Genomic DNA, 10,935 nt, shown 5'->3' on the forward strand with positions numbered 1-10,935 from the left:
GAAGGAGGCCGGCATGCTGCGCGGCCTGGCGAACTGGGAGCGGTTGAACATCGTCGAGACCTTCGCGCCGGAGAATGCCGACGCGACCGACCGCAGCGTCGGCGAGGTCGCCGCCACCCGCGGGGGCGAGCCGTTCGACACGCTGCTCGACATTGTGATCGCCGACGAGTTGCGGACCGGGCTGACGCCGGCTCCGTTCGGCAACGGCGTTGCCGACTGGCGGCTGCGCGCCGAGGTGTGGCGCTCGCCGCATGCCGTCATCGGCGGTTCGGACGCCGGCGCGCACCTCGACATGATGTGCGGCGCAATCTATACCACGTCGCTGCTTGGCCACGGAGTACGCGAGCACCAGGTGGTGACGCTCGAGGAAGCGGTCCGGCTGCTGACCGATGTGCCGGCCCGGCTTTACGGGCTGGCCGAGCGGGGCCGGATCACACCGGGCTGGCACGCCGATTTGGTGTTGTTCGATCCGGCCACCGTCGACCACGGGCCGGAGCGCACCCGCTACGACTTGCCCGCGGGCGCTCCGCGGTTGGTCGCCGACGCGCGCGGCATCTCGTCGGTGTTGGTCGGCGGCGTCGAGGTGTGTCGCGACGGCGTCGCCACCGGCGCGCTGCCCGGGACCGTGCTGCGCTCCGGCCGCGACACTGCGACGGTCCCGGTCTCGTGAACCCGGCAATCGAGGATTTCGACCCGACCGAATTGCAGGGCGGGTTGCTCATGCAGGTGGAAAACGTGCACGAGCGGCTGCGCGAGGCGCGGTCGCGAAACCGTGTTATGGTCGGCAGTCCGTTCGCCGAAACCTCAAGCCAGACATTGGGTTCCGCCGGTGTGACGGTGCTCGGCTACGACGAATGCCAGACCGTGCTCACACACCCCGACACGTTCTCGTCGTCGATTTATTCTCAAGTCATGGGCCCGGTGATGGGCCGCACCCTGCTCGAACTCGAAGGCGCCGCCCACCGCGCCAGCCGGGCCTTGGTGTCACCGTCGTTCCGAGCCGCGTTGCTCGACCGCTGGCGCGCTGAGCTGGTGGAGGTGGTCGTTCACGAACTCATCGACATCATCGCGCCGCGCGGACGGGCCGAGCTGGCCCGCGATTTCACTTTCGCATTTCCGGTACAGGTCATCGCAAGAATCATGGGTTTACCGCGGCAGGATTACCCACGGTTCCAACGGCTTTCGATCGAATTGCTCAACGTTGTCTACAACTGGGATTGCGGAATTGCCGCATCCGCGGCGTTGAAGGCGTACTTCACCGAAATTTTGGCCGAGCGGCGGAGCAATCCGCAGGACGACCTGATCACGATGCTGTCGCAGTCCGAGATCGACGGAACGCAATTGACTGACGACGAGATTTTCGCGTTCCTGCTGCTTATCTTGCCCGCCGGAGTGGAGACGACCTACCGCGCTTCGGGCAACCTACTGGTCGCCCTACTCACGGAGCCGGACCAGCTCGATGCGCTGCGGTCCGACGGCGGCAAGCTGCACGGTGCGTTCGAGGAGGCGTTGCGCTGGGAGCCGCCGATCACCACGGTGATGCGGATCGCGGCCCGCGACTGCGAGCTCGGCGGGGTCGCTATTCCGGCCGGAACAAATGTCAGCGTCAGTGTCGCTGCCGCCAACCGGGATCCGAAGCGCTATCCAGATCCGGATCGCTTCGATCCCACCCGCAAGAACATCGCACACCTGACGTTCGGCGGCGGGCCGCACCTTTGCCTAGGCATGCACCTCGCGCGGATGGAGGCGGCGGTCGCGATCAGCGCGCTGCTGGACCGGCTGCCTGATCTGCGGTTGGATCCGAGCGCCCCGGCGCCGCACGTCACCGGCATGGCATTTCGATCCCCGGCGGCGTTGCCGGTCGAATTCGCCAGCTGCTAAACGAGTTTCGCGTCAGGTGCCCGGGACCCAATGCGAGATAGCGCGCGAAATTTCGATATAGACCGGGATCCCGATCGTGACGTTGTAGGAGAACGTCAAACCCAGGGATGCGGCCAGTGGCAGAGTCGGGCTCGCCTCGGGGATCGCCAGCCGCTGGACCGCGGGCACAGCGATGTACGACGAAGCGCCGCACAGTACCGCGAACAGGACGTAAGTCCCGGGCTCGAAATGGGCATGTGAGAAGTGCGCGTACGCATGGGCGACGATGAGCCCCATGGTGGCGAACACGTTGGGCGCCAAGAGGCCGAAAGCGATGAAGCCCGGACCCGCGCTCTTCAAGTCTTTTAATCGCCGAGCGGCGGTCATCCCCATCTCGAGCAAGAACAGGCACAGCACGCCTTGGAAGGCGGCTACGAAGACCTTGTCGTTGTCGTGCACGACCTTCATTCCCTGCAATCGACTGACGAGGCCGATGACGATGCCGCCGAACAGCAGATAGAGCCCAGGGTTGAGCAAGACCTCCCTCAGTAGCTTGACCGTGCGGGCGCCCGCCGTTGTGTCATCCAAATCGACGCCGTCACCGGCATGCGTGCGCAGTTCGAGCGCGATCTCCGTCTCCTGCTCGATCGCCAGCTCGCGTTCGTTGTCGAGTCGCTGCCCGCTAGCTGGCCGGGTGGCCGCACCGGGCCCGACCCTCGCCTGCAAGGTGTAGCCAGGCTCGCCCGGCATGTTCCCCAACTCGTCCATCCCCTTGTGCCGCAACCGCGCCGCCAAATACAGCGCCACCAGGCAGCCAGGCATTTCCATGACGGCCAACATCACCGACATGAAACCGTTGAACGCCATCCCCACAGTCGCAAGGACGCCGATGCAGGTGGCGAACGTGCCTGCCGAGTCTGACCCGTAGTAGCCGGCGACGGTCGCCCTGTCGATCCGCCGCATCTTCGTCATGCGGGTCAGGAGCATGTAAGCGATAAAGCCGATGAGGAAGTTGAGTAGGAATCCCACGACGATGAATCCGACGATGCTGCTGATGCTCCCTACATGGATCGTGGCGAGCTCTTCACCGCCCTTCCAGCCGATGGCCAGCAACAGGTACATCGTCACGCCCTGATAGATCACATAGGGAAACTCAAACTGCACCTTGAGAATCGGGATAAAGAAGCCGAGGTAGAAGAACAACAACAACGGCTTGAATAGGTTGTGCCGGAAGTTCTCCCAGAACTCCAGGAGCATCGCAAATCTCCCTTGGTGGGCACGGATTACTCAAAATCCGTGTGGGGGCTGTGAATTCCTTCAGAGCCTAACCAGGGGACGGCGCTAGATATATGACAGATCGCACTTGGACGCTGGGAATGCGCTGGGAAAGTGCTGGGAAAGTGAACGGCGCCTTACTTTTTGGTGCCAACAAGTGACGGCCGCACCACGGGCTCCTTAATACGGTGGGTAACCGACGCCCAGGCCGATGGCGAATAGTGCGTCGTTACTTCCTCGAACCCGTCGACCCGCGAAACGCTGAGTACGCCAGTTTCTTGATTGATGGTGAGCTTTTCGCCCTCGGTCGCGTGGACCTCTTCTCCGTCAAGCAGTCGGATGATGAACACGATGGTGTCCTCTCGTTAGAGTGCGGGCTGACCTGATCGTATGGTCGACTTCATCGATTGTGGAGCGCGGGCATTAACGGCCCGCAAACGCTCGATGACAACCAATCACCGGTTAGCCCGTGCTCACGGCGTATGGGCGGCGTGAGCTGTCGGTTAAAGTCAGGCGTACTAAAAGTGCTTCTGACCACGCGAGACGCGTCGCTTGGCCGAGGGAGAGTCCCGCCGTTTCATAGGTTAGGCTACATTTACTAACCGTGACGGAAGTCGGTGTCGAAACAAGCCCTGTAGGCACCCCGTCACTGTCTTTCCCACTGCCGACCCAGATCGCGCCGGCTGATCTGGCGGCCGAGCTGGCCGCGACGCTGCCCGAACGCGACGGCGAGGAATACCTGCTCTATGAGCATGACGGTCAGTGGGTGCTGGCGTTTGGTGTGCTGGCCATGATCGAGTTGGATCGCGACGAGCTGCGGATCATCCGCGACGGCGTCACTCAGCGACAGACGTGGTCCGGGCGGCCGGGGCCCGTCCTCGGCGAGGCCGTCGACCGGCTGCTTTTGGAATCCGATCAGGCCTTCGGCTGGATCGCGTTCGAGTTCGGCGCCTATCGATTCGGGCTACAAGATCGTCTGGCGCCGCAGACTCCGTTGGCGCGGGTGTTCTGGCCGCGAGCCCGCATCGTGGTCACCGACGACGCGGTCCAATTGTTCAACACCGACGAACGGCACCGCGACACGGTGGCCCGGCTGATCAGCGACGGTCTACCGGCCGTGCCGTCACCTTGCGCAATCGATGTCGGTGCCGACAGCACGCATTACCGCGCGCGGGTCGGCGAAGCGATCAGCGAGATCGCCGCCGGCCACTACCACAAGGTGATCCTGTCGCGGTGTGTCAATGTGCCGTTCTCGCTGGACTTTCCGTCCACCTATCGGCTGGGACGGCAACACAACACCCCGGCGCGTTCGTTTCTGTTGCAGCTCGGCGGTTTTCGGGCCCTAGGTTATAGCCCCGAGGTGGTCGCAGCCGTGCAGGATGACGGTGTGGTGGTCACCGAACCGTTGGCCGGCACCCGGGCGCTGGGTCATGGCGCCGTCCGCGACCGCCAAGCACGCGACGATCTGGAATCGGACAGCAAAGAGATTGTCGAGCATGCCATCTCGGTACGCAGTTCGCTGCTTGAAATCACCGAGGTTGTCGAACCCGGCAGCGCGGCCGTCGTCGATTTCATGACGGTGCGTGAGCGTGGCAGCGTGCAGCACCTCGGGTCGACAGTGACCGGTCGGCTGGAACCGTCCAAGGACCGGGTGGACGCGCTGGAGACGCTGTTTCCCGCGGTCACTGCCTCAGGTATCCCCAAAGCGGCCAGTGTGGACGCCATCCTGAGGCTGGATGAAAGCCCCCGTGAGCTGTATTCCGGTGCGGTCGTGATGTTTTCGGCCGACGGCGGGCTTGACGCAGCGCTAACGCTGCGGAGCGTCTACGAGCGTGACGGGCGAACCTGGCTGCGGGCCGGGGCCGGCATCATCGCCGCCTCGGATCCCGACCGGGAATTTGAGGAGACCTGCGAGAAGCTCGCCACGCTGGCGCCGCATCTGGTTGCCCGCGGGTAACTGGGCCAAACCGCCTTAGCCGACTTCGGTGTCCGGTGAGCGCTCCAGATAGTCGGCCAGAATACTGCTCACCAACGACTCGATGGTGGATTCGATCGACGACGCCAGGGTGGCCGTCACCGACGCCACGGCCTGACTACGAAACCGGACCAGCATGGTGATCAACTCGGCGATTTCGGTGTCGGCAGGTAGAGCTTCCCGCGGTTTGATCCGGTCGGCGACATGTTCGGCCCCGGCCCGGACCAGCATCTCGCTGATCTGGTCGACCAGCGGGACGATGTTCTCGTGCAGATCGATGAGTTTGTCCATGCTCACGCCGTAGCTACGCATCTCGTTGAACGTGTCGATCAGTTTGGGACGGGTGAGGGTAGCCTGGGCGCCGTCGAGGCGGATGACCTGCAGGCCCACCAGTCGATCGAATGCCTTGGCGTCGTGGATGAGTCGCTGCGCGTCGGCCAGCGGCATAGTCTGCGACTTCTCGGTGGTCCAAGTGCCCACGATTGCCGATTCCAGGCCGAGAACGTCGCCGAGGTTTTTACCTTCTTCCCAGGCGCTGAGCATCTCCCGGACGTGCGCGATGTTGTATCCGCGGTTGAGCATCGAAGTGATCAGCCGCAGCCGGGTCAGGTGGGTGTCGTTGAACAGCGCGATGCGCCCGACCCGCAGCGGTGGCGGTAGCAGCCCGCGGTCGCGGTAGACACGAACGTTGCGGGTGGTGGTGCCGGCCAGCCGGGCCAGATCGTCGATGCGGTATTCCCCGGATGTGGGCGCGCCGTGGGGGTGGCGGACCGCGGCGTCGAAAAGTTGCGCGACCGCGCTTTCGATCACCTCCCGCGATTGGCGCCGAACACGTTTGGGTGCGCGCCGCAGGTTAGCCAGGACCCCGGCGATGGTGCCGGTCTCTGCTCGTGGAGGTCGGTCGGGTGCCATCGTTCAGGCCTCCTCAGGCAGAGGTGCTGACGCGAATATCGGCGGTTTGAGCGACAGCGTCGTAGTCGGCGAATCGGAAGTCCCGCATCTGTCGAAGGTACTGGGTGGCGAAGCCGGGGTACATCGATGCGTTGAAACCGTCCTTGGTCAGATACCAACTGCTACAACCGGACATCCATGTCGTCTTGGTGAGTCGCTGCTGGATGCGGTTGTTGTAGCGGCGTTGAACCTCTTGACGGACGTCGAGATAACGCAAGTTGTTGTCGAGGATGGTGCTGACGCCGCGCACGACGTAGTCGAGCTGGCCCTCGATATACACCAGCAGCGAATTATGCCCCGGCCCGGAGTTAGGACCGGTCATAAAGAACAGGTTCGGATAGCCGTGCGCGCTGGCGCTTTTGTAAGCCTGTGCACCGCCGGCCCATTCGTCGCTCAGCGAGCGTCCACCGAGTCCGGTGACCGGGAACGGCGGTCCGGTCAGGTGCACGTCGTAGCCGGTGGCGAAGACGATGCAGTCCAGATGGTGCTCGACGCCATCGCTGGTGCGAATACCGACCGGACTCAAGGTCGCGATCGGCCAGTCGATCAGCTTGCAGTTGTCGCGTTGCAGGGCGGGGTAGTAGTCGCTGGAGACCAGCATGCGTTTGCAGCCGGGGGTGAAGGCAGGAGTCAGCTGGCGACGCAGCCACGGGTCTTTGACTTGGCGACGCAGGTGGGCGCGGCCCAGCCGGGCCACCAACGACGTCAGCGGGGTGTTCCACACAAGAGCGGTGGCGCTGGCTTCGTGCCCCCAGAACAGTAGTTGACGTGCAAGCTGTTGAACTGCAGGAGCTTTGGTAAACACGGTTTGCACAGCAGGCGGAGTGGCGATGTCCCAGCGCGGAAGCACCCAACCTGGCGTACGTTGGAAAACCTTGACGAACTCGGCTTGCTTCACCAGTTCGGGGATGATCTGGATGGCGCTGGCACCGGTGCCGATGACCGCGACCCGCTTTCCGGCGAAGTCGTAGGCGTGATCCCACCGGGCACTGTGGATCTTGTGCCCGCGGTAGGAATCGATGCCACGGATGTCGGGGAAGCTGGAGTCGGGCAGTGGCCCGGATGCCAGCACGACAGTGCGGGCCCGAAAACGCTTGCCGGCTGCTGTGGTTGCGGTCCACACGCCGGCGCCGTCGTCGAACGACAACCCGGTGACCTCATGACCGAACTGAATGTGGCGGCGGATGTCGAACCGGGTGGCCATGTCATCGAGGTGGCTTCGGATTTCGTCGGCCGGCGAGTAGGTTCGCGACCAGGTGGGGTTGCTGACGAAGGAGAACGAGTACAGCAGCGACGGGATGTCACAGCTGGCACCGGGATAGCTGGTGTCGCGCCAGGTCCCACCCACCTGGTCGCTGCGTTCCAGGATGACGATGTCGTGGATGTTGGCTTGCGCCAACTTGATCGCAGCGCCGAGCCCGCTGAACCCGGCCCCGACGATCAGCGTCGCGTAGGTGTGAGTTCTCGCCATGATCACGCCGCCGGCTCGTGGGTGATTTCTCGAACCCAGGTAGGTACCGCTGGCAGCAGCGGCCGCGGATACCGGTCGGAAAGCCACACCATCGAGTTGGCCAGAAGGTGGTACGGGTGGCGCGGATTTGTGACCACTCCGGCGTAGCGCCTCAGGAACCGATAAGTCGGTACCCGCCTGGTGTGTTCGCCGCGGTCGCCGAGCTCTTTGAATCGTTTCACCGCCTTGTAAAGGCGCTCGGGTTCCATACCCATGGCGGTGATCTCGTTGCGGATCCTGTTGATCAACGGCGCACCCATGATCGCGCCGATGATGAGACCCGGAGTGGCGTTATGTCCGACGAAGTCGATCAGCAACCGTCGGATTTTCGCGTGCCCAATCATGTCGAGAACTTCGAAATCGACGACTAGATGCCGTGATTCGTCATTGTTGATCTTCTCGAACACCTGGTGACAAACCGGATCGTGTACCTCGTCGAGGAGGAACTTCAACAGGGCGCCATCAAGCGCGACTTCAAGCATCGGGATGACGGTGCCGAGCAAGGACAGCGGCATGTCGTCGGCCCAACAGTCCAGCCAGTCGATGGCCAGTCGGATATTCACGTTCGGTTCGGGAACTTCACCGTCCTCGAGCATGCCCCAGCGCTTCATCAGCGCCAGTTCGGCGTTGGCGTGGCGCTGCTCCTCGGCGTGGAAGTAGCGGTAGATCTCGGCGATGGTCGGCGTGGGCGCCTTCTTAGCCAGCGCCGCGAAGCCTCTGGCGCCGATGTTCTCGATCCAACACAGGTCGGCCATGAACGCCTTGAGCTGTGGTCGCTGTTCGTCGGTGATCATGTCGGCGCCCGGTGCGTGCCAGTCGATGTCGGCAAGCGCCCATTGACGATCCTTGATCTTGGCCAGCATCGCTTCCATGTCGATAGTCATGTGCGCCACTCCTCTTGCTTGGTGCTATCAGAACGGGGCGACCCGGGATACCAGGCCCATTCCACGGGTGTAGGTGCCCGGGACCAAACGTTTGACGTTCCAGCCGATCTTGGCCTCGATCTGCGGCATGCAATACAGCTCACCGCGATCGTGGGTGTCCAGGCAGACGCGTGCAACCTTCTCCGGCGAAAGCCCGGTCCAGCGCATGATCCTGTTCGCGAATTGTGTTGTTTGCGCAGGCATACGGCCGGATTCGACGATGTTCGTCTTAACGAAGGTCGGGCACAGCACGGTAACGTTGACCGCGGTGCCGGACAATTCGGCCGCCAGGGTCTCTGACAGCGACAGCGTGCCGGCCTTGCTGACGTTGTAGGCCGCCATGCCGGGCGCCGCACCGAAGGCGGCGGCGGAGGCGACGTTGATGATGCCCCGCGGGCGATTTGATGGTTCGGCCGACCGCAGGATCGGGGCGAACACATGGCAGCCGTGAATTGGCCCCCACAGGTTGATGCCCAGCACCCAATGCCAGTCGTCAAGGGGGAGTTCACCGACGGGTGCACCACCGGAGCCGACACCGGCGTTGTTGATCACCAAGGTGGGCGCAGCGCCCAACCACGATTGTGATTGTGCGGCCAGTTCTTTGACGTCGTCGAACTGGGTTACGTCGCACCGGATTGCCAGGGCCGCACCGCCTTTGTCGGCGATCGTGCTGGCGGTTTGCGCTGCGGCGACTTCGTTGATGTCGCTGCAGACGACCCGACCGCCGCGGCGCGCGAGTTCGGTGGCGAACGCCGCGCCGATCCCGCTGCCGGCGCCGGTCACCACCGCAAGCGCGTTGTGACTCACCTTGTTTGACCTGCGAAGCCGCCCAAGCATTTAGCCTGCCTTTCCCGTCGTGCTTTCGAAGTCGGCTTTCAGCGATGCGTCGATGAAACGCGCAACGTGCGCCATGGCTTTGGCGGCTTCTGGTGATAGCCGGGGCAGCGCCTGAAACACGTGCACCTGATCCGGCCACACCTGGAGTTCGCAACTGCCGCCGCGGGCTCGGATGTCGGCGGCGAGGTGCCGCGCGTCGGCGACCAGCATCTCGGCGCCACCTGCCTGGATGAGTGTCGGGGGTAGCACAGGACCACCGGCAACGTCGAGTTTCAAGCGCCGGTGCGCGGGATCGATGCTGCCGCTGTACAACCTGACCAGTCGAGCGGCGTCGACAGCGCGAATCGCGGGGTCGCGGCGCAATGCCTCGCGAGCGGCAGCGGAGGCGAAGGTGAGGTCGATCAGCGGCGAAAACAGGACCAGCGCAGCGGGTTCGCTGACGGCGACATCGGGTTGTAACAGCAGATCCACCGCGAGGTGTCCGCCAGCCGAATCACCAGCGATCACAATGTGTTCCGGCGCGTGCTGGCGGGTTAGCCAGTCCCAGCCCGCGCGCACGTCGTCGGCGGCGGTGGGGAAGCGGTGCCGTGGCGCGAGGCGGTAGTCGACGGCGAATACCGGCAGCCCGGTCAGCCGTGACAGCCACGCCGTCAGCCGTCGGTGCGTTCGCGGCGAGCACAGGGCATACCCGCTGCCATGAACAAAGTAGATAGCGCCCTGTCGCGCCGAAGCGCCGGGCGCACGCACCCATTCGCCGACGACCCGATCGCCGTCGGGGTGCAGGGTGTCAATCGGTTCGACGCTGATGCTGGCCAGCGACGGCCCGAAGGCGTCCATGATGCCGGCCACGATCCGGCGGGAGAGCCATAGCCCCCAGGCCCGCTCGGGTGGCAGCACCGCGCTGATCTGGCGCAATGTCAACGTACTGACCAGGGCCGCACTGCGTGAGCGGAGCGATCCGCGGGCCGGCACAGCGTCCGTCATGCGACTCAGTCAACATCAAATGGTGACATTGGTCAATGGCAAGGTTGTCTGGCGCGTCCGACTCGGTCTATCAGTGACCGCGTGCCGAGAACGATCGCGAGGGCTGAAGGCTGCTTGGTCAGAGATCGACCGGTGATATTAATGACACTCGACGGAGCGCTGTTGCAGGGCGGTCTGCAGGATCGAACTGGCGGTAAGGAACGCCGGTTTGGCTTGGTCGGCCGGATCGATGGGCAGGTCAGCGGCGCGGCGTAGCACCATCAGTGCAAGCGCACTTTCGGTTGTGTACGGGATTATCAATAGATTGGCGCGAGCTTCTCCGCCGTTGAGCGTCATCACATGCTGGCGCTTATGTTGCCACCCGGGCCAGTTGAAGTCGGGCGGCCGTTGTAACGGTGGCCAATTGACGTTGATCGACGTGATGTCTCCAAGCAGCGGGATCAGTGTCGCGATAAGGCCAGGCAATTCGTTCGTGATGCGATCTGCGCGTGGCCACCACGCCCCGTCGATGTCGCGGCCCAACTCCCGAGCTAGGCATAGCCGTACAAGATTGTCTGGGCGCCGCTGCCGCAGTGGATAAGGCATCAGACGCTTCTGGCAAGTCTTCGGCGATCCACGGG

The 10,935-nt window shown here is 63.7% G+C and carries 11 protein-coding genes; 3 read left to right on the forward strand and 8 right to left on the reverse strand.

Annotation, left to right across the window (positions count from 1 at the left end):
- Together WB785_RS05315 and WB785_RS05320 are read left to right on the forward strand one after the other, a co-directional pair.
- The coding region (locus WB785_RS05315; protein ID WP_424077671.1) for an amidohydrolase family protein at positions 1–670 on the forward strand (670 nt) is incomplete at its 5' end.
- Positions 667–1,881 (forward strand): cytochrome P450, encoded by a 1,215-nt coding sequence (locus WB785_RS05320; RefSeq protein ID WP_424077672.1) that lies wholly within the window; start codon positions 667–669, stop codon positions 1,879–1,881. The genes WB785_RS05315 and WB785_RS05320, both read left to right, overlap by 4 nt.
- Positions 1,882–1,893: 12 nt before the next feature.
- On the opposite strand, the gene WB785_RS05325 is transcribed toward WB785_RS05320, so the two are convergent.
- Positions 1,894–3,117 (reverse strand): sodium-dependent bicarbonate transport family permease, encoded by a 1,224-nt coding sequence (locus WB785_RS05325; RefSeq protein ID WP_424077673.1) that lies wholly within the window; start codon positions 3,115–3,117, stop codon positions 1,894–1,896.
- Between the two features lie 155 nt (positions 3,118–3,272).
- Positions 3,273–3,485: a hypothetical protein gene (locus WB785_RS05330; protein WP_424077674.1), complete on the reverse strand. Its 213-nt coding sequence runs from the start codon at positions 3,483–3,485 to the stop codon at positions 3,273–3,275.
- Between the two features lie 254 nt (positions 3,486–3,739).
- Between WB785_RS05330 and WB785_RS05335 the strand changes: the two genes are divergently transcribed.
- Complete coding sequence (locus WB785_RS05335; RefSeq protein WP_424077675.1) at positions 3,740–5,092, forward strand: salicylate synthase; 1,353 nt, start codon at positions 3,740–3,742, stop codon at positions 5,090–5,092.
- A 15-nt stretch (positions 5,093–5,107) separates the two neighbouring features.
- Here WB785_RS05335 and WB785_RS05340 read toward each other — a convergent pair whose 3' ends face one another.
- The 6 genes from WB785_RS05340 to WB785_RS05365 form a co-directional block, all read right to left on the reverse strand.
- On the reverse strand, positions 5,108–6,022 hold the full coding sequence (locus WB785_RS05340) for a MerR family transcriptional regulator (RefSeq protein ID WP_424077677.1): 915 nt from the start codon (positions 6,020–6,022) through the stop codon (positions 5,108–5,110).
- Positions 6,023–6,035: 13 nt separating this feature from the next.
- Entirely contained in the window at positions 6,036–7,532 is a 1,497-nt protein-coding gene (locus WB785_RS05345; RefSeq protein ID WP_424077679.1) for a flavin-containing monooxygenase, read from the reverse strand.
- A 2-nt stretch (positions 7,533–7,534) separates the two neighbouring features.
- On the reverse strand, positions 7,535–8,455 hold the full coding sequence (locus WB785_RS05350) for a ferritin-like domain-containing protein (protein WP_424077680.1): 921 nt from the start codon (positions 8,453–8,455) through the stop codon (positions 7,535–7,537).
- A gap of 27 nt (positions 8,456–8,482) precedes the next feature.
- The gene (locus WB785_RS05355; RefSeq protein ID WP_424077681.1) at positions 8,483–9,331 is read right to left on the reverse strand and encodes an SDR family NAD(P)-dependent oxidoreductase; all 849 of its coding nucleotides are present in this window, start codon (positions 9,329–9,331) and stop codon (positions 8,483–8,485) included.
- On the reverse strand, positions 9,332–10,315 hold the full coding sequence (locus WB785_RS05360) for an alpha/beta hydrolase (RefSeq protein ID WP_424077682.1): 984 nt from the start codon (positions 10,313–10,315) through the stop codon (positions 9,332–9,334).
- 138 nt (positions 10,316–10,453) lie between these two features.
- Complete coding sequence (locus WB785_RS05365; RefSeq protein WP_424077684.1) at positions 10,454–10,900, reverse strand: DUF5994 family protein; 447 nt, start codon at positions 10,898–10,900, stop codon at positions 10,454–10,456.
- Between the last annotated feature and the right edge of the window lie 35 nt (positions 10,901–10,935).

The organism is Mycobacterium sp. (assembly GCF_049585075.1).
GTDB lineage: Bacteria > Actinomycetota > Actinomycetes > Mycobacteriales > Mycobacteriaceae > Mycobacterium.